This is a genomic window from Saccharopolyspora ipomoeae (assembly GCF_029952525.1).
In the GTDB taxonomy this organism is placed as follows: domain Bacteria; phylum Actinomycetota; class Actinomycetes; order Mycobacteriales; family Pseudonocardiaceae; genus Saccharopolyspora; species Saccharopolyspora ipomoeae.
The window spans coordinates 349,206-373,178 of sequence record NZ_JASAOF010000003.1; the positions used below are offsets into that span (position 1 = coordinate 349,206).

The 23,973-nt window shown below is 69.8% G+C and carries 19 protein-coding genes and 3 tRNA genes; 7 read left to right on the forward strand and 15 right to left on the reverse strand.

Features of this window, described 5'->3' with window-relative positions:
* Nucleotides 1-32 precede the first annotated feature (32 nt).
* A complete protein-coding gene (locus QFW96_RS08230; protein WP_281454954.1) occupies nt 33-734 on the forward strand; it encodes an IclR family transcriptional regulator in 702 nt (233 codons plus the stop codon).
* 74 nt (nt 735-808) lie between these two features.
* Here the strand turns inward: QFW96_RS08230 and QFW96_RS08235 are convergent.
* From QFW96_RS08235 to gltX, 5 genes are all read right to left on the reverse strand, one after another.
* Nucleotides 809-881, reverse strand: a tRNA-Glu gene (locus QFW96_RS08235).
* Between the two features lie 486 nt (nt 882-1,367).
* A tRNA-Glu gene (locus QFW96_RS08240) sits at nt 1,368-1,440 on the reverse strand.
* A 30-nt stretch (nt 1,441-1,470) separates the two neighbouring features.
* A tRNA-Gln gene (locus QFW96_RS08245) sits at nt 1,471-1,542 on the reverse strand.
* A gap of 156 nt (nt 1,543-1,698) precedes the next feature.
* Complete coding sequence (locus tag QFW96_RS08250) at nt 1,699-2,526, reverse strand: HAD family hydrolase (RefSeq protein WP_281454955.1); 828 nt, start codon at nt 2,524-2,526, stop codon at nt 1,699-1,701.
* Nucleotides 2,527-2,738: 212 nt separating this feature from the next.
* Nucleotides 2,739-4,247: a glutamate--tRNA ligase gene (gene gltX / locus QFW96_RS08255; RefSeq protein ID WP_281454956.1), complete on the reverse strand. Its 1,509-nt coding sequence runs from the start codon at nt 4,245-4,247 to the stop codon at nt 2,739-2,741.
* Nucleotides 4,248-4,342: 95 nt separating this feature from the next.
* Between gltX and QFW96_RS08260 the strand changes: the two genes are divergently transcribed.
* On the forward strand, nt 4,343-5,593 hold the full coding sequence (locus tag QFW96_RS08260; protein ID WP_281454957.1) for an FAD-dependent oxidoreductase: 1,251 nt from the start codon (nt 4,343-4,345) through the stop codon (nt 5,591-5,593).
* Between the two features lie 126 nt (nt 5,594-5,719).
* On the opposite strand, the gene QFW96_RS08265 is transcribed toward QFW96_RS08260, so the two are convergent.
* From QFW96_RS08265 to QFW96_RS08300, 8 genes are all read right to left on the reverse strand, one after another.
* On the reverse strand, nt 5,720-6,502 hold the full coding sequence (locus QFW96_RS08265; protein WP_281454958.1) for a fumarylacetoacetate hydrolase family protein: 783 nt from the start codon (nt 6,500-6,502) through the stop codon (nt 5,720-5,722).
* A 78-nt stretch (nt 6,503-6,580) separates the two neighbouring features.
* Complete coding sequence (gene cimA, locus QFW96_RS08270) at nt 6,581-8,200, reverse strand: citramalate synthase (RefSeq protein ID WP_281454959.1); 1,620 nt, start codon at nt 8,198-8,200, stop codon at nt 6,581-6,583.
* Nucleotides 8,201-8,472: 272 nt separating this feature from the next.
* Complete coding sequence (locus QFW96_RS08275) at nt 8,473-9,516, reverse strand: 3-isopropylmalate dehydrogenase (protein WP_281454960.1); 1,044 nt, start codon at nt 9,514-9,516, stop codon at nt 8,473-8,475.
* Nucleotides 9,517-9,798: 282 nt separating this feature from the next.
* On the reverse strand, nt 9,799-11,394 hold the full coding sequence (serA, locus tag QFW96_RS08280; RefSeq protein WP_281454961.1) for a phosphoglycerate dehydrogenase: 1,596 nt from the start codon (nt 11,392-11,394) through the stop codon (nt 9,799-9,801).
* 267 nt (nt 11,395-11,661) lie between these two features.
* Nucleotides 11,662-11,907, reverse strand: coding sequence for a DUF397 domain-containing protein (locus QFW96_RS08285; RefSeq protein WP_281455172.1), 246 nt, complete (start codon nt 11,905-11,907; stop codon nt 11,662-11,664).
* A 172-nt stretch (nt 11,908-12,079) separates the two neighbouring features.
* The gene (gene ilvC / locus QFW96_RS08290; protein WP_281454962.1) at nt 12,080-13,075 is read right to left on the reverse strand and encodes a ketol-acid reductoisomerase; all 996 of its coding nucleotides are present in this window, start codon (nt 13,073-13,075) and stop codon (nt 12,080-12,082) included.
* Nucleotides 13,076-13,178: 103 nt separating this feature from the next.
* Nucleotides 13,179-13,685 (reverse strand): acetolactate synthase small subunit, encoded by a 507-nt coding sequence (gene ilvN, locus QFW96_RS08295; RefSeq protein WP_093413489.1) that lies wholly within the window; start codon nt 13,683-13,685, stop codon nt 13,179-13,181.
* Complete coding sequence (locus tag QFW96_RS08300; RefSeq protein ID WP_281454963.1) at nt 13,682-15,514, reverse strand: acetolactate synthase large subunit; 1,833 nt, start codon at nt 15,512-15,514, stop codon at nt 13,682-13,684. The genes ilvN and QFW96_RS08300 overlap by 4 nt, the downstream gene beginning before the upstream one ends.
* Before the next feature lie 388 nt (nt 15,515-15,902).
* Between QFW96_RS08300 and QFW96_RS08305 the strand changes: the two genes are divergently transcribed.
* Nucleotides 15,903-16,457, forward strand: coding sequence for a PH domain-containing protein (locus QFW96_RS08305; protein WP_281454964.1), 555 nt, complete (start codon nt 15,903-15,905; stop codon nt 16,455-16,457).
* 195 nt (nt 16,458-16,652) lie between these two features.
* Nucleotides 16,653-18,497 carry a dihydroxy-acid dehydratase gene (gene ilvD, locus QFW96_RS08310; protein ID WP_281454965.1) on the forward strand — a complete coding sequence of 615 codons (1,845 nt, stop codon included), beginning with the start codon at nt 16,653-16,655 and terminating at the stop codon, nt 18,495-18,497.
* Nucleotides 18,498-18,665: 168 nt separating this feature from the next.
* Here the strand turns inward: ilvD and QFW96_RS08315 are convergent, their stop codons facing one another.
* A complete protein-coding gene (locus QFW96_RS08315) occupies nt 18,666-19,412 on the reverse strand; it encodes a DoxX family protein (protein ID WP_281454966.1) in 747 nt (248 codons plus the stop codon).
* Between the two features lie 113 nt (nt 19,413-19,525).
* On the opposite strand from QFW96_RS08315, the gene QFW96_RS08320 reads away from it, so the two are divergent.
* Nucleotides 19,526-20,512, forward strand: a complete 987-nt coding sequence (locus QFW96_RS08320; protein WP_281454967.1) for an alpha/beta fold hydrolase — start codon at nt 19,526-19,528, stop codon at nt 20,510-20,512.
* A gap of 92 nt (nt 20,513-20,604) precedes the next feature.
* Entirely contained in the window at nt 20,605-21,756 is a 1,152-nt protein-coding gene (locus tag QFW96_RS08325; RefSeq protein ID WP_281454968.1) for a PQQ-dependent sugar dehydrogenase, read from the forward strand.
* A gap of 104 nt (nt 21,757-21,860) precedes the next feature.
* Here QFW96_RS08325 and QFW96_RS08330 read toward each other — a convergent pair whose 3' ends face one another.
* A complete protein-coding gene (locus QFW96_RS08330; RefSeq protein ID WP_281454969.1) occupies nt 21,861-22,448 on the reverse strand; it encodes a TetR/AcrR family transcriptional regulator in 588 nt (195 codons plus the stop codon).
* Nucleotides 22,449-22,538: 90 nt separating this feature from the next.
* Here QFW96_RS08330 and QFW96_RS08335 point away from each other — a divergent pair, with 90 nt between their 5' ends.
* The gene (locus QFW96_RS08335; RefSeq protein WP_281454970.1) at nt 22,539-23,960 is read left to right on the forward strand and encodes an FAD-dependent monooxygenase; all 1,422 of its coding nucleotides are present in this window, start codon (nt 22,539-22,541) and stop codon (nt 23,958-23,960) included.
* The last annotated feature ends 13 nt before the right edge of the window (nt 23,961-23,973 follow it).

The following is a 23,973-nucleotide window of genomic DNA, read 5'->3' on the forward strand; positions in this document are numbered from 1 at the left end:
CTTCCCAGATGCCGGGAAGTTAGTATCGGTACGTGGGACAGCATAGCGGCATCGGAGTATTGGACAAGGCAGTGGCCGTTCTGCAGGCGGTGGCTCAGGAGCCGTGCGGCCTGGCGGAACTGTGCAGCCGTACGGGGCTGCCGCGCGCGACTGCGCACCGGTTGGCGGTGGGTCTGGAGACGCATCGCCTGCTGCGCCGCGGTTCGGATGGCCGGTGGCGGCCTGGCGCGGCTCTGGCGGAGCTGGCGGGCGGCGCGGTGGATCCGCTGCTGGAGGCGGCGTCCACGGTGCTGCCCAAACTCCGGGATGTCACCGGGGAAAGCGTCCAACTGTACCGCCGGGACGGGATGCAGCGCTTGTGCATCTCCTCGGCGGAGCCGCCGAGCGGTTTGCGGGACACGGTGCCGGTGGGCACGCCGCTGTCGATGACGGCGGGTTCGGGCGCGAAGGTCTTGGCGGCGTGGGCGGATCCGGCGACGCAGCGCGCGGTGCTCGCGGAGGCGGTGTTCGGTGAGCGCACGCTCCTGGAGGTTCGCCGGAGGGGCTGGGCCCAGAGCGTCGCGGAGCGGGAGGCGGGCGTGGCGAGCGTCTCAGCGCCCGTGCGGGACTCCCAGGGCACGGTCATCGCGGCCATCTCGGTCTCGGGCCCCATCGACCGCATGGGGAGGCGGCCGGGTGCGAGGTGGGCGGCGGACCTGCTGGCAGCAGCGGAGGGCCTGCAGAACAGGCTGTGAGCGACCCGGGAGAAGAGCAGGAGCGAGAACGAGAAGAGGGGCCTCCCGGCGAACCGGGAGGCCCCTCTGCGTTGTAGTCCCGACGGGATTTGAACCCGCGCTACCGCCTTGAGAGGGCGGCGTCCTAGGCCGCTAGACGACGGGACCGCGCAACGAACATAACTTTACAACACCCCCGAACCCCCATGAACACCCCCCCACCCCAACCCCAAGACCAGCAAAAACAACAACCCGAGTGACCCGAACGACAAGAAGGAAAGAACAGGAACCCCGAGCACCAACGAGCCCAAGACCAAAGAACAAAAGACGCAAGGAGGAGAACAGAACAACCGAACCCAACAGCAACACCCGCAGGCAAGCGAAGCGCAGCCAAGAAGCAAAGAAGCAAAGAACCAACCGAGGGGCGAAGCCCGAGCAACAGAAGCACAGCAGAGCAGGAGCGCAGAGCAGCAGAGCAACGGAACGGAACCGAGGATGGCTGGTCGGCAACCCAGGCCGGGAACGCCACGACAACCGAGGAGCACTCCCCACGCCACCACCGCACCGTGGGGGGCTTGGGGGGTTCGACCCCCCAATACAATGACGAAGGAGGCGCGGCCTGCGAAATCCGCAGGCACACGCCTCCCACCTCTGTAGTCCCGACGGGATTTGAACCCGCGCTACCGCCTTGAGAGGGCGGCGTCCTAGGCCGCTAGACGACGGGACCGCGTGAGAGATCACCGAAGTGATCCGCTCGCTGGGGTACCAGGACTCGAACCTAGACTAACTGAACCAGAATCAGTCGTGCTGCCGATTACACCATACCCCATGGTGACCGACGGCCAGTTGTCTGGAATTCCGATCTCCGCTGGGAGTTCGGGCTCCGGACTTCTGTCCGCCGCGTTGGTGAATATATTAGACCACCGTTGAGAGGCCCTTCCCGGCACCCCCCTCTTTTGGGGTTGCCGCAGGTGAAGGGCCGTTTTCAGGGTGCTTGGCCGACGAGGTCGGCGAGGTGGGGCGCGGCGATCTCGGTGACGAGGAGTTCGGGGAGTTCGCGGAGTCCGGCGATGGTCGCGACTTCCCCGGCGTCATGGGTGTCGGCGTCATGGGAGTCGGCGGCGCTGGCGTCGGCGTCGCGGGTTCGGGGTGCGGGGATCTGGTCGCGGTTGAGCCAGATGCCGCGGAGGCCGGCGCGGGTGGCGCCTCGGGCGTCGGTGCTGAGCCGGTCGCCGACGTGGGCGACTTCGCTCGGCTGGAGGCCGAGGCGTTCGCAGGCGGTGTGGAAGATCCGCGGGTCGGGTTTGGCGATGCCGATCTCGCCGGAGATGACGACGGCGTCGAAGGCGTCGGCGAGTCCGACGGCGGCGAGCTTCTTGCGCTGGTAGGCGCCGGGGGCGTTGGTGACGGCGGCGAGCTTGAGGCCGGTGGCGCGCATCCAGTCGAGGGTGTCGACGACGTCGTCGAAGAGGCCCCATGCGCGTTGCATGGCGGCCATGCGCCGGGTTTCGCGGCGGCGGGCTTCGTCGTGGTCGATGCGTTCGCCGAAGGCGGCGAAGAAGGCGCGGGTGCGTTCGACGCACATGTCGTCGAAGGTGAGCTGCCCGGTGACGAATCGCCCGTAGTAGCGGTCGGTGGTGCGCTGCCACACCGGCCACGCCCGGTCGGTGCCGAGGAGCTCCCTGAGGGAGCTGCGCGCTGCGCTCCGGCTGTCGAGCAAGGTGTCGTCGATGTCGAGGCAGACGGCCTTGATCTGCGCCGGATTGATCTGGGCGGGATTGCGGGGATTCGATTCGTCAGCCGCGGATGTCACCCCGAGAGGCTAGGCGTTCACGGACCGCGTCCGACTCTGCCAACCTAGTGAAGTCTGGTGTGGGAGTGCGAACACTGTGCAACCACCGGCGGGACTCATTCCGTCTTAGCAGTCGGGCTCGGACGCGTGGTGGACGATTCCGCTGGTGAGACGACGACGCCGCCGCGCGCTCAGGTGAGCGGTGCGGCGGCGTCGTGGTGTCGCGGGTTCGTTCAGCCGAGCGCCTTGCGGAGCCGGGTGAGCGAGACGTCGCGGCCGAGCAGTTCCATCGATTCGTACAGCGGCGGCGAGACGGTGCGGCCGGTGATGGCGACGCGGACGGGCGCGAACGCCTTGCGCGGCTTGATGCCGAGGCCGTCGACGACGGAGACCTTGAGGGCCTCTTCGATGGCGGCGGTGGTCCAGTCCGGGAGCGCTTCGAGCGAGCCGATGGCGGCTTCCAGGACGGGCCGGGCGTCTTCGCCGAGGGCCTTCTGCGCGGAGGCTTCCTCGGGCTGGAAGTCGTCGCCGGCGAACAGGAAGCCCATCATGCCGACGGCGTCGGAGAGCACGATGAGCCGCTCCTGCACCAGGGGCGCGGCGGCGCGGACGGTGGCCAGCTGCTCCTCGGTGGGTTGTGCGGGCAGCACTCCGCCGTCGACGAGGTAGGGCACGATCCGCTCGACGAAGTCGTCGGGCGCCAGGGCGCGCAGGTGCGCGGAGTTGATGGCGTCGGCCTTCTTCTGGTCGAAGCGGGCCGGGTTGGAGCTCACGCGGGAGATGTCGAAGGCTTCGACCATCTCGTCGAGGGTGAACACGTCGCGGTCGTCGCCGATGGACCAGCCGAGCAGCGCGAGGTAGTTGAGCAGGCCCTCGGGCAGGAAGCCGCGGTCGCGGTGGTGGAACAGGTTGGACTGCGGGTCGCGCTTGGACAGCTTCTTGTTGCCCTCGCCCATGACGAACGGCAGGTGCCCGAACTCGGGGGTGAAGCCGGTGACGCCGATGCGCTGCAGCGCCTCGTAGAGGGCGATCTGGCGGGGCGTGGACGACAGCAGGTCTTCACCGCGCAGCACGTGGGTGATCTGCATGAGCGCGTCGTCGACGGGGTTGGTGAGCGTGTAGAGCGGGTCGCCGTTGCCGCGCACCAGCACCGGGTCGGGGACGCTGCCCGCGGGGAAGGTGATCTCGCCGCGCACCAGGTCGGTGAAGGTGATGTCGCGGGCGGGCATCTTCAGGCGCAGCACGGGCTTGCGGCCTTCGGCCCGGTAGGCGTCGCGCTGCTCGTCGGTGAGGTCGCGGTCGTGGTTGTCGTAGCCGAGCTTGGGGTCGCGTCCGGCGGCCTTGTGGCGGGCTTCGACCTCGTCGGGGCTGGAGTAGGACTCGTAGAGCTCCCCTGCGGCGAGCAGGCGCTGGGCGACGTCGGTGTAGATGTCGCGCCGCTCGCTCTGCCGGTAGGGGCCGTACTCGCCGCCGACCTCGGGGCCTTCGTCCCAGTCGAGGCCCAGCCAGCGCAGCGCGTCGAGCAGCGCCTGGTAGGACTCCTCGCTGTCCCGGGCGGCGTCGGTGTCCTCGATGCGGAACACCAGCTTGCCCTTGTTGTGCCGGGCGAACGCCCAGTTGTAGAGGGCGGTGCGGATCAGGCCGACGTGCGGCGTTCCGGTCGGCGACGGGCAGAAGCGGGCGCGAACCTGCCCCGCTGCCCCTTCCTTGGCTGCGTCTGTGCTGGCTTCTGGCGTGCTCATAACGGATTCAGCGTAGCCAGGCGCTTGACCGGGGCACCCGGTAGGTGCATGCTGAGTTTATTCAACGGGCGTTGAAAACTCGGGAGGGGATCGCGATGGAGCGCACCACCTGCTGCGTCGTCGGCGGCGGACCCGCCGGCATGGTGCTCGGACTGCTGCTGGCCAGGGCCGGGGTCGACGTCGTCGTCCTGGAGAAGCACGGCGATTTCCTGCGCGACTTCCGCGGCGACACCGTGCACCCCTCGACCCTGCAGCTGCTCGACGACCTCGGCCTGGCGGAGCGCTTCGAGCAGCTCCCGCAGAGCCGGATCACCAAGATCCAGCTGCCGCTGGGGCCGGACGGGGCGTTGTTCACGATGGGCGACTTCGGGCTGCTGCGGATCAAGTACAACTACGTCGCGATGGTTCCGCAATGGGACCTGCTGGACATGCTCGCCGAGGAGGGCAAGGCCGAGCCGACGTTCGGGCTGCGGATGAACACCGAGGCCACCGAGCTCATCCGGGAGGGCGGCCGGGTGCGCGGCGTGCGCTACCGCACCGCCTCGGGCGAGACCGGGGAGCTGCGCGCCGACATCACGGTGGCCTGCGACGGCCGCAAGTCGTTCGTGCGCGACCTGCCGGAGCTGGAGCTGCGGGACTTCCCCACTCCGATGGACGTCCGCTGGTTCCGCCTGCCGCGCCAGGAGGGCGACCCGAGCGGCATCGTCGGGGTGCTGCGCACGCGGGCGTTCCAGGTGCTCATCGACCGGCGCGACTACTTCCAGGTCGCCTCGATCATCCACAAGGGCACCGACGGCGAGGGCCGGTCGGAGCCGGTCGAGGACTTCAACGCCCAGCTCAGGCGGGAGATCCCGTGGCTGGGCGACCGGGAGCTGGTGCGGTCCTGGGACGACGTGAAGCTGCTGCACGTGACGCTGGACCGGTTGCGCAAGTGGCACGTGCCGGGGTTGCTGTGCATCGGGGACGCGGCGCACGCGATGTCACCGGTCGGCGGCGTGGGCATCAACCTCGCGGTGCAGGACGCGGTCGCGGCGGCCCGCCACCTGGCCCGCCCGCTGCGCGAGCGACGGCTGCGCCGCAGGCACGTGGCGGCGATCCAGCGCCGCCGCTGGCTCACCACGGTGCTGATCCAGGGATTCCAGCGGCTGGTCCACGAGAACGTGGTCGGTCCGGCGCTGCGCGGCGAGGTCGACCTCGGCGACTCGGCCCGGCTGCCGCGCCCGGTGCGCGCGATCTCGCGCGTGCCCTACCTCCGCCGGTTCCCGCCCTACCTCCTCGCCTACGGCGCGCTCCGCGAGCGCCCACCCCGCGACGCCCTCCAGGGGAGCGCGCTGCGGGGCGCGTGAGCTCGGCAGTGGACAGTTTTAGCCACAATTGACCGGACAAAAGGGACATCAAGCCCGGGCGGTTCTGGCTAAAACTGTCCACTGCCCCACATCGCCACCCGAAGGTGACCACGTGGGGGCGGGAAGTCAGGCGTTCTGGACGGGGTTCGTGAGGGCGCCGAGGCCGTCGATGGCGACGGTGACCTTCTGGCCGTCGGTCATCGGGCCGACGCCGGCCGGGGTCCCGGTGAGGATGACGTCGCCGGGCAGCAGCGTCATGATCCGCGAGACCCACGAGACCAGGCCGCCGATGCCGTGCACCAGCTGCGAGGTGCGGCCGTCCTGCTGCACCTCGCCGTCCAGGTCGGTGCGGATCGACAGGTCCGACGGATCGATCTCGGTGTCGATCCACGGCCCCAGCGGGCAGAACGTGTCGTAGCCCTTGGCGCGGGTCCACTGCCCGTCGGCCTTCTGCTGGTCGCGGGCCGTGACGTCGTTGGCGATCGTGTAGCCCAGCAGCACCTCGGTGCCGCGAGCCTCCGGGACGTCCTTGCAGGGCTGGCCGATGATCGCGGCCAGCTCGCCCTCGAAGTCCACCCGCTCGGAGTTCGGCGGCAGCTTGATCGGCGAGTTCGGGCCGATCACCGACGTCGAGGGCTTCATGAAGATCAGCGGGTTCTCCGGCGCCTCGCTGCCCATCTCGGCGGCGTGGTCGGCGTAGTTCTTGCCGACGCAGATCACCTTGCTCGGCAGGATCGGCGCCAGCAGCCGCACGTCGGCCATCGGCCACTTGCGACCCGTGTACGTGGGCGTGCCGAACGGGTGCTGGTCGATCTCGACCGCGACGATCTTCTCGCGCGGCGCAGCCGGATCCGGCTCCAGCGCCACGAAGGACACCCCGTCAGAGTGGGCGACACGAGCCAACCGCAAGACAAAACCTCCGCACGATCTGCTGTGGACTCCGCCCAACATACTCGGCCACGCGCGCCCACCACCGCATTCGGGGGTTCAGCGCGAGGCAGCGGTCACGTTCCGGCGCAACGACTTGTAGCTCAGCGCATCGGACAGCGCCAGCCAGCTGGCCTCGACGATGTTGGCGTGCACGCCGACGGTGGTCCACTCCTGCTCGCCGTCGCGGGACTCCACCAGCACGCGGGTGACCGCGTCGGTGCCGGGTTCGTCGACGAGGATGCGGACCTTGTAATCGGCCAGCTCAACCGATTCCAGCCACGGCAGGCGCGGCACGAGGGCCTGGCGCAGCGCCGCGTCGAGGGCGTTGACGGGACCGTTGCCCTCGGCGGTGGCGATCACCCGCTCCCCCGACACGCTCACCCGCACGGTCGCCTCGGACACCACCTCGCCGTCGTCGCGGTGGTCGAGCAGCACCCGGTAGGACTCCAGCTCGAACGGCGCGTCGAGCGCCGCGTCGCCGCTCTCGCGGCGCAGCAGCAGTTCCAGCGACGCGTCGGCGGCCTCGAAGGACCAGCCGCGCGCCTCCAGCTCCTTGACCTTGCGCACGGCATCGCCGACGGCCTCCGGCGACAGCTCCAGCCCCAGCTCGGCTCCCTTGAGCTCCAGGCTGGCGCGACCGGCCATCTCCGTCACCAGGACCCGCATGTCGTTGCCGACATCGACCGGGTCGAGGTGGTTGTAGAGCTCGGGGTCCACTTTGATCGCGCTGGCGTGCAGACCCGCCTTGTGCGCGAAAGCCGAGTGCCCGACGTAGGCCTGGTGAGTGTCCGGGGCGAGGTTGGCGATCTCGGCCAGCGCGTGCGAAACCCGCGTCAGCTCGGCGAGTTTCCCTTCCGGCAGCACGGGTTTGCCGAGCTTCGCCCCGAGATTCCCCAGCACCGCGAACAGATCCGCGTTGCCCGCGCGCTCCCCGTAGCCGTTGGCGGTGCACTGCACGTGGCTGGCGCCGGCCTGCACGGCGGCGACGCTGTTGGCCACCGCGCACCCGGTGTCGTCCTGGCAGTGGATGCCGACGCGCAGGCCCGTGCGCGCGATGACCTCCTCGACCGTCTCGGCGAGCTGCAACGGGAGCTGACCGCCGTTGGTGTCGCACAGCACCACCACGTCGGCTCCGGCACCGGCGGCGGCGTCGAGCACGCGCAGCGAGGTGTCGGGGTCGAATGCGTAGCCGTCGAAGAAGTGCTCCGCGTCGAGGAACACGCGCCTGCCGTGCTCGACGAGGTACCGGACGGTGTCGGCGACCATCGCGCAGTTCTCGGCGACGTCGGTGCGCAGCGCGCGTTCGACGTGCCTGCGGTCCGATTTGGCCACCAACGTCACCACCGGAGCGCCGGAATCCAGCAGTGCCGCGACTTGACGATCTTCCTCCACTGTGGACCCGGCTCGGCGGGTGGAGCCGAACGCGACGAGAGCGGCGTGGTCGAGCTCCAGTTCCCCTTGCGCCGCGCGGTGGAAGAACTCGGTGTCCTTGGGAAGCGCTCCGGGCCAACCACCTTCGATGAACCCGACGCCGAGCCCGTCGAGCAGACGCGCCACGGCGAGCTTGTCGGTCACCGAGTACGAGATCCCCTCGCGCTGCGCGCCGTCCCGCAGCGTCGTGTCGTAGACGTGGAAGTCATCGCCCAGGGGCGTGCCTGCCGGGTGGGTGCGGGTCACTGGATCGTCTCCCGTCGAGAGGGGTCGGTTCGGGGTGGACTTGCAGCGGGCAACAAAAAAGACCCCCCGCGGGATGCGAGAGGTCAGCGCGTCGGGATGCGGAGATGTTTACCCGACGCGCTCGCCAATAATGATCACACTGCGGAGAGCCACGACCCCATGCTGCACACCTCGCGCCCCGATGTCCATCGAACGCGACGGACTTCTCACGATCCGGAAAAGCCGAAGGGCGCCTTCCCCACGGGGAAGACGCCCTTCGAGCGGGAAGAACATCAGGGCTGGGGCGCCACCTCGCGGGAGGACACCAGCGCCGCCAGCCGGTCGCCGATGGCGAACGTGGCGCCCGGCGACGAGTGGTCGCGGGTCGCCAGGTCGAAGGCCACGGAGGCCTCGACGCGCTTGCTGGCCTCGGTCAGCCCGACGTGGTCGAGCAGCATGGCGATCGACAGCACCGCGGCGGTCGGGTCGGCCACGCCCTGCCCGGCGATGTCCGGGGCACTGCCGTGCACCGGCTCGAACATGCTCGGGTTGCGGCGGGTGGCGTCGATGTTGCCGCTGGCCGCCAGGCCGATGCCACCGGTGATCGCGCCGGAGAGGTCGGTGATGATGTCGCCGAAGAGGTTGTCGGTGACGATCACGTCGAACCGGCCCGGGTCGGTGACCATGTGGATCGTGGTGGCGTCGACGTGCTGGTAGGCCACGGTGACGTCCGGGTACTGCAGCGAGACCTCTTCGACCACGCGCGACCACAACGAGCCGGCGTGGGTGAGCACGTTGGTCTTGTGCACCAGGGTCAGGTGCTTGCGCGGCCGCGAGGCGGCGCGGGCGAACGCGTCGCGCACGACCCGCTCGACGCCGAACGCGGTGTTGATGCTGACCTCGGTGGCGATCTCGTGCGTGGTGTCCTTGCGCAGCAGGCCGCCGTTGCCCGCGTACGGGCCCTCGGTCCCCTCGCGCACGATGACCATGTCGACCTCACCCGGGTCGGCCACCGGGCTCTTCACGCCCGGGTAGAGCCGCGCGGGGCGCAGGTTCACGTGGTGGTCGAGCTCGAAGCGCAGCCGCAGCAGCAGGCCGCGCTCCAGGATGCCGCTGGGCACCGACGGGTCGCCGACCGCACCGAGCAGGATCGCGTCGTGCTGGCGGAGCTCGCCGAGCACGGACTCGGGGAGCAGCTCCCCCGTCGCGTGCCAGCGAGCGGCGCCGAGGTCGTAACGGGTGATCTCGGTATCCGGCACCACCTCGCCGAGCACCTTGAGTGCCTCGGCAACGACCTCCGGCCCGATCCCGTCGCCGGGGATCACAGCGAGCCGCATCTACACACCTCCCGAGAACCACCCCGAACTGCGGGGCTCGAACTGTTGAGCCGAAGGCTACCGGCATGGCCGCGCGGCACGGCACGCCGGGCCCACCAAGTGGATGATAAGTCCCGAACTGTGGGACACCCAGATGGGTGAAGCACTGTTTCGGTCCAGGTACGCGTGAGGGGCCGTCCCAGAGAATGGAACGACCCCTCTTCACGCTTCCGAGTTATTCAGCGTGCGAACTCGGCGTCGAGCACCTACGCAGCGACACCTCGTTGCGCGCTCAAAACCCGCTCACTCGAAGCTGACCGTGCGCACGATCCGGGCGCCCACGGCGGCCCCGATCGGCTCCAGCACGCCCTGCTCGACCGGGCGGTCCACGCGCAGCAGCATGATCGCTTCCGAGCGCTCGGTGGTCTGGCTGACCGTGGCGGCCTCGATGTTCACGCCGACCTCGCCCAGCAGCGTGCCGACCTTGCCCATCACGCCAGGGCGGTCCGGGTACTCCAGCAGCAACACGTTGCCCTCGGCCCGCAGGTCGAAGTGGCGGCCGTTGACCTCGACCAGCTTCTCCACCTCGTTCGGGCCCGACAGGGCACCCGAGACGACCGAGGTGGTGCCGTCGGCCATGTGCGCGCGCAGCGACACGACGCTGCGGTGGTTCGGGCTCTCCGAGGTCGTCTTGACCTCGACCTGAACACCCAGCTCCTCGGCCAGCTGCGGAGCGTTGACGAAGGTCACCTGGCTCTCGACCGCGCCGGAGAACACGCCGCGCAGCGCCGCGAGCTGCAGCACCGAGACGTCCTCGTCGGCGAGCTCGCCGCGGGCCTCGATGGTCACCGAGCTCGGGGTGCCGCCCTGCAGCGCGGCCAGCAGCTGCCCCAGCTTCTGAGTCAGCGACAGGTACGGGCGGACCTCCTCGCCGACCGCGCCGCCCTGGACGTTGACCGCATCCGGCACGAAGTCGCCTCGCAGCGCCAGCCGCACCGACTTGGCCACGTCGGTGCCCGCCCGGTCCTGGGCCTCGGCGGTGGAGGCGCCCAGGTGCGGGGTGACCACGGCGTTGTCCAGCTCGAACAGCGGGCTGTCGGTGATCGGCTCGGACTTGAACACGTCGATGCCCGCACCGGCGATGGTGCCGTTGCGCAGGGCCTCGACCAGCGCGTCCTCGTCCACCAGACCACCGCGGGCGGCGTTGATGATGATGAGGTTCGGCTTGGCCTTCTTGAGCTCCTCGGCACCGATGAGCCCCAGGGTCTCCGCGGTCTTCGGGAGGTGGATCGACAGCGCGTCAGCGCGGGTGAGCAGCTCCTCCAGGGAGACCAGCTCGATGCCCAGCTGCGCGGCGCGGGCCGGCGACACGTAGGGGTCGTAGGCGATGAGCTTGGTGCCGAAGGCGGCGACGCGGGCGGCGAACAGCTGCCCGATCTTGCCGAGGCCGACAACACCGATGGTCTTGCCGTTGAGCTCGACGCCGCCGTAGGAGCTGCGCTTCCAGGCGCCGCCCTTCAGGCTCGCGTCGGCCTGCGGCACGTTGCGGGCGACCGCGAGCAGCAGCGCCATGGCGTGCTCGGCGGCGGAGACGATGTTGGAGGTGGGGGCGTTGACCACCATGACGCCGCGCTCGGTGGCGGCGGGGACCTCGACGTTGTCGAGCCCGACGCCGGCGCGGGCGACGACCTTGAGGTTCTTGGCGGCCGACAGGACTTCGGCATCGACCTTGGTTGCGGAACGGACCAGCAGCGCATCGGCGTCGGCGACAGCGTCGAGCAGCGCCGGACGGTCGGTGCCGTCCACGTTGCGGATCTCGACCTCTTCGCCGAGGGCGTCGATCACGGACGGGGCCAGCTTCTCGGCGAGAAGTACGACAGGACGGCTTGCGTTGGTCACGGGCGAACTCCAAGCTGGAAGATCACGATCGGCACGACGATGTGCCCGGACGTTGGGAGTTTAACGGGAGATTGAGAAAGCGTTCACAAGGGTGTAGCTCGGATCACCGCTCGATCCAACTCCTCGGTACCGCCCGCTCTTCCAGCATTCTCGCAGATCACCCGCCCTGCGAGGGCCTTCCGTTCCAGAGTGCGAGAAATGCGATCGCCACCCGAACGGGCCCGCACCGCCCTCCCCGACGGCACGAGACCCGAGCGGCGGCCGGACTCACGGTTCGTCGAATTCGCCGTCCTTGGCTCCCGCGACGAACGCGTCCCATTCCTCGGGGGTGAAAACGAGAACCGGCCCTTCCGGATCCGCCCCGTTCCGCATCCCGATATAACCGTCGACGAAGGCGATCTCCACGCCCGGTTCGTCCGGATCGTCGGTGCTCGTGATCCACTCTGCGACCGAGAAGTCCAGCTGGTCACGAATGTGCGCTTTGTCGTCGACGATCTCGTTCTCTGCACTCACGATGCGTACCGTATCCCTCACTCCTAGCGATATCCCGTTGTGGGAGACCCGCCCGGCGGAAACCTACCCACCACACCCGCGACGCGCGAGGCCCGGTAAAACCTCTTTCACAAGGTTTCACCGGGCCACGCGGAACACGGCTGCCGAGCGCTGGGAGCGCCCCGCGATCAACTCACTTGTTGGTCCAGGACATCAGCGAGCGCAGCTTCTTGCCGACCTCTTCGATCTGGTGGGCGTTGCCCTCGGCCTGCAGCTTGGTGAAGTTCGGGCGACCCGACTCGTCCTCGGCCACCCACTCCTTGGCGAAGGTGCCGTCCTGGATCTCGCCCAGCACCTTGCGCATCGATTCCTTGACGTGCGAGTCGATGACGCGCGGGCCCCGGGTGAGGTCGCCGTACTCGGCGGTGTCGGAGCAGGAGTAGCGCTGACCGGCGATGCCGCCCTCCCACATCAGGTCCACGATCAGCTTGAGCTCGTGCAGGACCTCGAAGTAGGCGATCTCCGGCTGGTAACCGGCCTCGACCAGCACCTCGAAGCCGTTCTGCACCAGCGCGGAGGCACCACCGCAGAGGACGGCCTGCTCACCGAACAGGTCGGTCTCGGTCTCCTCCTTGAAGGTGGTCTTGATGACGCCGGCGCGGGCACCGCCGATGGCGGCCGCGTAGGACAGCGCCAGGGCCTGGGCGCTGCCCGAGGCGTCCTGCTCGACGGCGATCAGGCACGGCACGCCCTTGCCGTCGACGAACTGGCGGCGGACCAGGTGACCCGGGCCCTTCGGCGCGACCATCGCGACGTCGACGTCGGCCGGCGGCTGGATCAGGCCGTAGCGGATGTTGAAGCCGTGGCCGAAGAACAGCGCGTCACCCTGCTTGAGGTTCGGGGCGACGTCGTTGGCGTAGATCTCGCGCTGCTTGGTGTCGGGCGCCAGGATCATGATCAGGTCGGCCTCGGCCGACGCCTCGGACGGGGTCAGGACCTTCAGGCCCTCCTCCTCCGCCTTGGCGCGGGACTTCGAGCCCTCCGGCAGGCCGATCCGCACGTCCACACCCGAGTCCCGGAGGCTCAGCGCGTGGGCGTGGCCCTGGCTGCCGTAGCCGATGACGGCGACCTTGCGGCCCTGCACGATGCCCAGGTCCGCGTCCGCGTCGTAGAAGATTTCAACTGCCATGGTGATTCAGCGTTTCCTTTCGGGACTTCATCGGTTGTCGGCCGTGGCTGGCAACCGCTAGCTCATGAGCCTGGTGGGCCCTGTGTGGCGGGGTCGCCGGTTGTCAGCGCACTGCGGTGGCCGTGATGGAGCGGGGGCCTCGGCCGATCGCGATCGTTCCCGACTGCACCATCTCGCGGACGCCGTAGGGTTCCAGCATTCGCAGCAACGCGTCGAGCTTATCGGCGGTGCCGGTGGCCTCGATCGTCAGCGCCTCGGGCGAGACGTCGACCACCTTCGCGCGGAACAGCTGCACGGTCTCCAGGACCTGGCTGCGCACCGAGGAGTCGGCGCGGACCTTGACCAGCAGCAGCTCGCGCTGCACCGCGGCGTCGTCCTCCAGCTCCACGATCTTGATCACGTTCACCAGCTTGTTGAGCTGCTTGGTGACCTGCTCCAGCGGCTGGTCGCTGACGGCGACCACGATCGTCATCCGGGAGATCTCCGGGTGCTCGGTCGGGCCGACCGCGAGCGACTCGATGTTGAAGCTGCGCCGCGAGAAGAGACCGCTCACCCGGGCGAGGACACCGGGCACGTTCTCGACCAGCACGCTCAAGGTATGCCTAGTCACGCCTCGTCCTCCTCGAAAAGCGGGCGGATCCCGCGTGCCGCCATGATCTCGTCGTTGCCGGTGCCCGCGGCCACCATCGGCCACACCTGGGCGTCCTTGCCCACCACGAAGTCGATCACGACCGGTCGGTCGTTGATCTCCATAGCCCGCTGGATGACGCTGTCGACGTCCTCTTTGGACTCACACCGCAGGCCTGCGCACCCGTAGGCGTCGGCGAGCAGCTTGAAGTCCGGGATGCGGTGCTTGTGGGTGCCGAGGTCGCTGTGTGAGTAACGCTCGGCGTAAAACAGGTTCTGCCACTGCCGGACCATACCGAGGTTGCCGTTGTTGATGACGGCGACCTTGATGGGGATGTCCTCGATCGCGCAGGTGGCGAGCTCCTGGTTGGTCATCTGGAAGCAGCCGTCGCCGTCGATCGCCCACACGACCTTGTCCGGCTCACCGGCCTTGGCGCCCATCGCGGCCGGGACCGCGTAGCCCATCGTGCCCAGGCCACCGGAGTTGAGCCAGGAGCGCGGGTTGTCGTAGCCGATGAACTGCGCGGCCCACATCTGGTGCTGGCCCACGCCCGCGGCGTAGATCGCGTCGGTGCCGGCGATCGCGCCCAGGCGCTCGATGACGTACTCCGGCGACAGGCTGCCGTCGTCGGGCTCGCTGTAGCCCAGCGGGAACCGACCGCGGATGTCGTCGAGCATCTCCCACCAGGGCTTGAGGTCGGCGGTGCCGTCCTCGGCCTCGGCGGCCTCGAAGGCGTCGGTCAGCTCGGCGATGACGTCCTTGCAGTCACCGACGATCGGCACGTCGGCGTAGCGGTTCTTGGAGATCTCGGCCGGGTCGATGTCCGCGTGCACGACCTTGGCGTCCGGCGCGAACGACGAGAGCTGCCCGGTGACCCGGTCGTCGAACCGGGCGCCCAGCGCGATCAGCAGGTCGGAGCGCTGCATCGCGGCCACCGCCGCGACCGTGCCGTGCATGCCCGGCATGCCCAGGTGCTGCGGGTGCGAGTCCGGGAACGCGCCGCGCGCCATGAGCGTGGTGACCACCGGGATGCCGGTCCGCTCGGCCAGCTTGCGCAGCTCGTCGTGCGCCTCGGCCTTGATGACCCCACCACCGACGTAGAACACCGGGTGCTTGGCCTCGACCATGAGCTTCGCGGCCTCGCGGACCTGCTTGCCGTGCGGCTTGCTGGTCGGCCGGTAGCCCGGCAGCTTCATCTCCGGCGGCCAGGAGAAGGACATGGTGGCCTGCTGGACGTCCTTGGGGATGTCGACCAGCACCGGTCCGGGACGGCCGCTGGCGGCGATGTAGAACGCCTCGGCGATGATCCGCGGGATGTCCTCGGGGTCGGTGACCAGGAAGTTGTGCTTGGTGATGGGCAGCGTGATGCCGCAGATGTCGGCTTCCTGGAAGGCGTCGGTGCCGATCAGGCCGGTGGCCTGCTGACCGGTGATCGCCACGACCGGGACCGAGTCCATGTGCGCGTCGGCGAGCGGGGTGACCAGGTTCGTCGCACCCGGACCCGAGGTCGCCATGCACACCCCGACCTTGCCGGTGGCCTGCGCGTACCCGGTCGCCGCGTGCCCGCCGCCCTGCTCGTGGCGCACCAGCACGTGCCGGACCTTCTCGGAGTCGAGCAGCGGGTCGTAGGACGGGAGGATGGTGCCACCCGGAATCCCGAAGACGACCTCGCAACCCACGGACTCCAGCGAGCGCACGAGCGCCTGCGCACCCGTCATCTTCACCGGGGCACCGCTGGGCGGCGCGGGCTTGGGTCGGCGTCCTGGCGGGGGCGCCGGGACCGGATTCTGCCTGGTATTGGCGCTGGTCATCGGGTCAACCTCGGTGGTTGGGAGTGGGACCGGACACGAAAAAACCCCCGCAGGCCACACAATGGCCCGACGAGGGTTGGCGCGTCGACGCTGCGGTACTTCCTCAGGCGTCGACGCGCCGGGGAAGTACGAGAATGTCGTGCAGTCGCAGCATGGCCAGGACGTTAATGGGATCGGGAGCGCCGCGTCAAACCATCCGGGACGATCGTCTCGGATGCTGGGCACCCGTTCGGGCTACCTCGATCTTGCCGTTCCGTGGTTTCCGCAGTTCAACAATGCCGTCTCGGCTCGATTTCCGGCCGGTGTGATGCGCGCCGCTCCCCTCGTCCCAGCGGGCGGGAAAGCGGTGCCCGTTCAACCGGATCGGGCCAGGTGAGACCATCGAGGCGTGAGCGAGACACCCCACGACGCCGGGCGGGACGACGACGCCGCCGAGCAGAGCACCGAATCCCACCCCGAGGAGAAGGCCCCGGACGAGACGGGCCAGACCGAGGCGGCCCAGGACGAGACGGGGCAGGACGAATCGGGGCAGGACGAGCAGCCGCTCGACATCCCGGAGTCGCTGAACTTCCGGGTTCCCCGGGTGTCGCTGCTGGCCGTGCTCGCGGTCGCGGCCTGCGCGGTGCCGCTGGCCACCACCTCCGGTCCGCTGGGCCCGCTGGTCTTCCTCATCCCGCTCGCCCTGCTGTGGCTCGTGCTGCGCCCGCGCACCACCGTCGACGCCGAGCGGATCAAGGTCCGCGGCCTGGTGAGCGGCCGCACCCTGCCGTGGGAATCGTTGCAGGGCCTGGCCATCGTCAAGCAGTCCCAGGTGCGCGCCAGCACCACCAAGGGCGGCGAGGTCACGCTGCCCAACGTGCGCCCGCGCGATCTCCCCGCGATCGCCCTGGTGTCCAGGGGACACCTCCCGGACCCCACCGCCGAGTCCTCCGACGAGGGCTGACACCGGCCCCCGCCGCGTAATCCGGACGACATGCGTGGTCAACCGCGCTGTTCGGAGGAGTAGGGTCACGAGCACACCACCACGCTTAGCGCCCACAAGGCGATGTCAGCGGGATGGGCCGATCGCGTCGAAGCTCCGCCTCCGCGCTCGGCACTGATCCGCACCACGAGCCTGGAATCGAAGAAGGTCTCCCAAATGCCCCAGCTGCGTTCCCGAACCACGACTCACGGCCGGAATGCCGCCGGCGCCCGTTCGCTGTGGCGCGCCACCGGCATGACCGACGACGACTTCGGCAAGCCGATCGTCGCCATCGCCAACTCCTACACCCAGTTCGTGCCCGGGCACGTGCACCTGCGCGATCTCGGTGACGTGGTGGCCGAGACGGTCCGCGAGTCCGGGGGCGTGCCGCGCGAGTTCCACACCATCGCCGTCGACGACGGCATCGCGATGGGCCACAGCGGCATGCTCTACTCGCTGCCCTCGCGCGAGATCATCGCCGACTCCGTGGAGTACATGGTCAACGCCCACCAGGCGGACGCGCTGGTGTGCATCTCCAACTGCGACAAGATCACCCCGGGGATGCTCAACGCCGCGATGCGGCTCAACATCCCGACGGTGTTCGTCTCCGGCGGGCCGATGGAGGCCGGCAAGGCCGTCGTGGTCGAGGGCGTCGCGCACGCGCCGACCGACCTGATCACCACCATCTCGGCCTCGGCGAACTCGGCGATCGACGACGAGGGCCTGTCCGAGGTGGAGCGCTCCGCGTGCCCGACCTGCGGTTCCTGCTCCGGCATGTTCACCGCGAACTCGATGAACTGCCTGACCGAGGCGCTGGGCCTGGCGCTGCCGGGCAACGGCTCGACGCTGGCCACCCACGCGCTGCGCCGCGAGCTGTTCCAGGAGGCCGGGCGCACGGTCGTCAACATCGCCAAGCGCTACTACCAGGACGACGACGAGACGGTCCTGCCGCGCTCGGTGGCGAGCAAGAAGGCCTTCGAGAACGCGATGGCGCTGGACATGGCGATGGGCGGCTCCACCAACACGGTGCTGCACACCCTCGCCGCCGCGCAGGAGGGCGAGATCGACTTCACCCTCGACGACATCGCCGAGACCAGCCGCCGCGTGCCGTGCCTGTCGAAGGTCGCGCCGAACTCGGACTACCACATGGAGGACGTGCACCGGGCCGGCGGCATCAGCGCGATCATGGGCGAGCTGGACCGCGCGGGCCTGCTGCACCGCGACGTGGCCTCGGTGCACAGCGCGAGCCTGACCGAGTGGCTGTCGACCTGGGACGTGCGCGGCGAATCGCCGTCGGAGAAGGCCCTCGAACTCTTCCACGCCGCCCCGGGCGGGGTGCGCACCACGCAGGCGTTCTCCACCGAGAACCGCTGGTCGTCGCTGGACACCGACGCCGCCAACGGCTGCATCCGCGACGTCGAGCACGCCTACACCGTCGACGGCGGACTGGCCGTGCTCAAGGGCAACCTGGCCACCGACGGCGCGGTCATCAAGGCGGCCGGCGTCGAGGAGGAGCTCTGGCACTTCCAGGGCCCGGCCCGCGTGCTGGAGAGCCAGGAGCAGGCGGTCTCGGCGATCCTGAACAAGGAGATCCAGCCCGGTGAGGTGCTGGTGATCCGCTACGAGGGACCCGCCGGTGGTCCCGGCATGCAGGAGATGCTGCACCCGACCGCGTTCCTCAAGGGCTCCGGCCTGGGCAAGAAGTGCGCGCTGATCACCGACGGCCGGTTCTCCGGCGGCTCCTCGGGTCTGTCGGTCGGCCACATCTCGCCGGAGGCCGCGGGCGGCGGCACGATCGGCCTGGTCGAGAACGGCGACCAGATCCTCATCGACGTCCACGAGCGCAAGCTGGAGCTGCTGGTCGACGAGCAGGTCCTGGCCGAGCGCCGCGCCAAGATGGAGGCCAGCGAGAACCCCTGGCACCCGGTCGGCCGCGAGCGCAAGGTCACCACCGCGCTGCGCGCCTACGCCAAGCTCGCCACCTCGGCGTCCTACGGCGCGGTCCGCGACGTGAACAAGTGATCTTCTTTATCCCGGTGGTCGCCTTGCTTGGCGGTGCGGGTAGGGGAACCTGAGCGGTGCCAGTGCCTCAGGTGGTGAAAGAGAAAGCGCCTCCGGCGCTTGCCTGACGTGAAATCGGGCCCCGCTCCTCGGTGGAGCGGGGCCCGATTCGTGTCGGTGCGCGTCGTGTCAGGGGCGGTGGAACAGGATCAGGATCGCCGCGGCCGCGCCAGCCGCGATGATCAGCCCGAAGAAGCCGAATCCCAACGGGCGGCGGAACCACACTCGCCCGTAGTCCAAGGCCACCCGGCCGGGACCGGTGAACAACAAGCCGATCCCGACGGCGCCGAGGATGGCGTCCATCTCGAAACCGCCGTCGGCGTTGAAGAAACCGGCACCCAGCTTGACGAACACCGCGCTGGCCATCAGCCCCACCACACCGGCCGCGGCGGCCGGCGTGAACAGGCCCAGGACCAGCAGCGCACCGGCACCGAGCTCGGTGCCGCCGGTCACCAGCGAGAGCGCCGCGCTCTGCTGGAAGCCCATGCCGGAGAGAACCTCCGCGAAGCCCTCCGGGCCCGGACCGCCGAACGCGCCGAACAGCTTCTGCGCGCCGTGCAGCAGGAAGACCCCGCCCAGCGCCAGTCGCAGGACCAGCAGTCCGAGATCGGTTCCCCCGTTCCAGGCGAACGGCTTGCGCTGCTTGCCGAGTTCCTCGGCGTAACCGGAGTCTTCACCGACGCCGCCCACCAGCGAGGTCGCTTCACCTGCGCTGTAGCCGTCGTCTTCGTCGTAGTAGTTGTGTTGGCGTGCGCCGAGGCTCTGCGTGCTCTTGGCCGCACCCTTCGCGCCGCGCGGCCGCTGGGCGTGCGCGCCGTAGCTGCGATCGTCGGGGGAGCCGCCCGCACCGCCGGGGCGATCGTCTTGGATCCTCACGCCGCAGGAGGCTAGGGCATCTTCACCCGATAGTGCGACCCCTGGGGAGAAAACCTTTCCCACACGTGACAGGTTCGATACCACTCGTCTCCGACCAGGGGGAAAATGTTCCGATGGAAGACCTGGAATTCCGCGAGCGCATGTCCGGAGATCTCGACGTCTCCGCAGGTCAGGAGCATTTCCGGGAAATCCGTGGCGATCGGCCGTGGAGCGTCACGGCTCCGCGGGCGGTTCTCGTGCTCCCCGAACTGGTTTCGGCGCCGGAATTGCTTCCGCTCGATTGCGCGACCCAGGTCCTGAATTGGTCCCCGGAACGCATTTCCTCCGGCACCACCGGTGATCGCATCGCCGACGTCCTCACCGTTCTCGACGACGCCGGTGCACCCGACTGCGTGGTCCTGGCCTGGTCCGGAGGCACCGCGCTCGCCGTGGAGCTCGCCGCCCGCCACCCCGACCGGGTGCGCGGGCTGCTGCTGCTCGCCGGCCCTCCCACCGCGGGCGCCGAAGCGCTGCTGGCCGGGATCGGCGTGCCCGGGCGGCTGCGGCGACTGCTCGCCGCCACCGGGTCGGCCTCGCTGCAGCTGACCGGTGACCTGGTGGAATCGGTGACTGCGCAGCTCCCCGTCGGCGACTGGCCGGGCCACCTGCTGCGCCAGGCCGGGCTGCTGCCCGCCGACTCCGACCACGCCGCCACCGCGGCCGCGCTGCGCAACCTCGTGCGGCGCGACTGGCGCACGCACGCCGAGCTCGCCCTGGCCTGGAGCTCCTCGGTCCGCGACGGCCTGCCCGGCATCACCTGCCCGCTCACCTTGCTGGCCGGGCGCTGGGACCCCCTCGGCGAGCCGCTGACCACCGCGAAGCAGGTCGGTTCCCTCCCGCAGGCCCGGGTGCGGATGTTGGAGACCTCGCACTTCATCCCGCTGGAGGCTCCCGACACCGTCCGCGCCGAGTTCGACCTGCTGCTGCGCCGCGTCGAGGCCGTCGAGTGCGCCCGCCGCGGCATCGACCCGCCACCCCCACCGGTCCGCAGGCTCCGCATCCCCCTGCCCCAACCCCGCCGACGCCGCAGAACCCTCCACCCACCACCCCACCACCGGTGACCCGATTTCGATGGAAGTCGGGTTCCTCGTGGGGACCGAGTCCTGGAGGCTCACCCCGGGTTCACCGGGGGACGGATAGGGTCGGGGGCGTGATGGGTCGGTCTCGTGTGCTGGTGGGCGCCTGCGCGGTGCTCGGTGTCGTGCTGAGCGGCTGCGCCGAGTTCCCGAACGAGCACACCCGGCCGTTCGCCGACCAGCCGTCGCTGGAACCGCAGGCCGGACCGCAACCGTCCTTCGAGAGCGAGCCGCCGCCGTCGGAGGCGCCCGGAGCGCCGCAACCGCAGCAGCCCCCGCAGGCGGTGGGCTGCGAGGACCCCGACCCGGCGGTGATCACGACCTGCCTGGACCCGGTCGGGGCGATCGCGGTGCTGCCGGACGGGCAGAGCGCGCTCGTCGGCGAGCGCACCACGGGCCGCGTGCTGCGCGTGCAGAAGGGCGCGGAACCCGTTGAGCTGGCCCGGATTCCGGTGGACTCCAGCAGCGGCGGCGGCCTCACCGGTCTCGCGCTGTCGCCGACCTACCACGAGGACGAGCTCTTCTACGCCTACATCACCACCGGTTCGGACAACCAGGTCGTGCGCGTGGCCAGCGGCGATCGGCCGAAACCGGTGCTGACCGGCATCCCGAAGGGCTCCACCGGCAACTCGGGCGCGCTGCTCGACGACGGCAAGGGCGCCCTGCTGGTGGCCACGGGCAGCGCCGGTGACCCGGGCAACGCGGCCGACCCGACGTCGCTGGCCGGGAAGCTGCTGCGCATCGACGGTTTCGGGAAGCCGGCCGAGGGCAACCCGAAGCAGGACTCGCCGGTGGTGACCTCGGGGCTGAACGAGCCGACCGGCCTCTGCGGCACGGCCGCGCTCGACATGTTCTGGGTGACCGACCGCAACGGCGGCCAGGACGCCCTGCACCGGGTGAAGTTCGGTGAGCCGCTGGGCGATCCGGCGTGGACCTGGTCGGACCGGCCGGGCGTGTCGGGCTGCGCGGCGGACCCGTCGACGGTGATCGTGGCGCTGCGCGACGCCTCCGCGCTCTACACGCTGCACCCGGCTCCGGACGGCAGCTTCACCGGTCAGCCCACCAAGGTCCTGGAGAACCGCTACGGCCGCTTCGCCACCGCGGCCCTGGCGCCGGACGGCCTGGTCTGGCTCGGCACCACCAACCGCGACGGCGACCGCCCGGTCCCCAGCGACGACCGGGTCCTCCGCCTGGAACCCCCGACCGGCGGAACCGCGGGCAAGGACTGAGGACCGGTCCGTGGTCGCGCTGCTCGGCGGTGCGGGTGGCGGAACCTGACCGGCGGCGGTTGCTCAGGTGGTGGAATGCGGCTCCCCGCGTGCGCGAACAGCCCCTACCCGTTGATGCCTCGGTCGATCATGCCCGTGAGCAGGTCGATCGCGTCCTCGTCGGTGAGCGCGGCGAGCAGGGGCTGTTCCTCGACGAGCTTGGTGTGGGCGAACTGCTGGCAGAGCCCGGCGATGGCCAGCGCCGTGGCCTCGGGCCGTTCGCAGTGCGCCAGGTGGTCGGCGAGGTGGTGCACGTCGGGTTCGAGGAGCTCGGCGGCGCGGTCGGCGAAGCGCTGGTCGATCAAGGCGGCCTGGCGCAGCGCGATGAGCACGGCCCGGTGCTCGCGGAAGAAGCCCCAGTACTGGGCGACGTGCCAGCGGATGGCGGCGCGGTCGCGCAGGTCCGCCGAGTGCTCCTCGGAGGTGAGCACGTCCTGGTCCCCGGCCTCCAGCAGGTCGGCGAGCAGTGATTCGAGGAGTTCTTCCTTGCTCCTGAAGTGGTTGTAGAAGGACCCGGCGGACCGGCCCGCTTCGGCGGTGATGTCGGTGATCTTGGTGTTGAGGTAGCCCTGCCGGTCGAAGACGCGCCCGGCCGCGGTCTTGAGCGCCGCCTCGGTTTCGGCCGCTTGCGCCTTGCGGATGCTTCCCGGCATCGCTTCTCCTCCCTCGCCGCTTGACGGGAAACCTAGCAAGCGGTTCACTGAATTCATATTCACTGAATCTCAGTTCACCAAGGAGTGCTGATGGACACCCGAGTGCTGATCGCCGGCGCCGGCCCCGCCGGGCTGACGCTGGCCATCGAACTGGCCCGTCGCGGCGTGCCCTGCCGGATCGTGGATGCCAGGGAGGAGCCCTTGCCCGGATCGCGCGGTGATGGCCTCCAACCGCGCACCCTGGAGGTCTTCGACGACCTGGGCGTGATCGACGAGATCGTGGCGGCCGGATTTCTCCCACCGCCCTTCCGCACCTACACCGACGGCGTGCCCACCGGCGAGGTCCGCATGGCCGAGCACGTCGAACCCAGCCCGCAGGTGCCGCATCCGAACGGGTGGATGGTTCCCCAGTGGCGCACCGAGGAGATCCTCCGCGACCGCCTCGCCGACCTCGGCGTGAAGGTCGAGCGCGGCAACGCCCTGCAGAGCCTGCGGCAGGACGACGACTCCGTGACGGCCACGCTGACCAGCGGCGACGTGCGCGCCGAGTACCTCGTCGGAGCCGACGGCGGCCGCAGCACCGTCCGCAAGCGGCTCGGCGTCGAGTTCCTCGGCGACACCGACGAGGCCACCAAGCTCGTCCTCTTCGACGCCCGGGTGACCGGCCTCGACCACCCCGAGCTCGCCCACCACTTCCAATCCGCCACCGAACCCGGCCACGGCGTCAGCCTCACACCCCTCGCGGGAACCGATGTGCTGCCGTGCGCAGCAAGGCCTCCCTCCACCCACGAGGCCCGGGAAGATTCCTCCCACGTGCAGGGCCTGCTGGACCACTTCGGCGCTTCGCACGTGCGGATCCGGGAGTTGACGTGGTCGACGATCTGGCGACCGAACTCACGACTGGCCGAGACCTTCCGCTCGGGCCGCGTGTTCCTCGCCGGGGACGCCGCGCACACGCACCCGCCGACCGGCGGTCAAGGGCTCAACACGAGCGTGCAGGACGCCTACAACCTGGGCTGGAAGCTCGCCGACGGCTCCCCCGAACTGCTCGACAGCTACGACGCCGAGCGCCGCCCGGTCGCCGCGAGCGTGCTCGGGCTCAGCGCGGACCTGCTGGACAAGACCCTGCGGGGAACTTCTGACGCACTGCGGCGCGGCGCCGCGACCAACCAGCTCGGAATCGGCTACCGCAACGGTCCCCTCACCACCGACGAGCGCCCGGAACCCGGCCGGGTCCGAGCAGGCGACCGCGCCCCCGGCGCCCTGCTGCGCACCCCCGACGGCGAGACGGTCGGCCTCTTCGACCTGCTGCGCGGAACCCACTGGACGCTGCTGTGCTTCGACAGGAAGGTTCCCCAGCACTCACCCCAGGTGCGGCCCCTGCACATCACCCGCCGCGAGAACCGGCAGGAAGGTTCCCTCACCGACGTCGACGCCTACACGACCTACGACGTCACCGAGGGCACCGAGGTCCTGATCCGCCCCGACGGCTACATCGCCCACATCCGCTGACCCCCGGAAAATC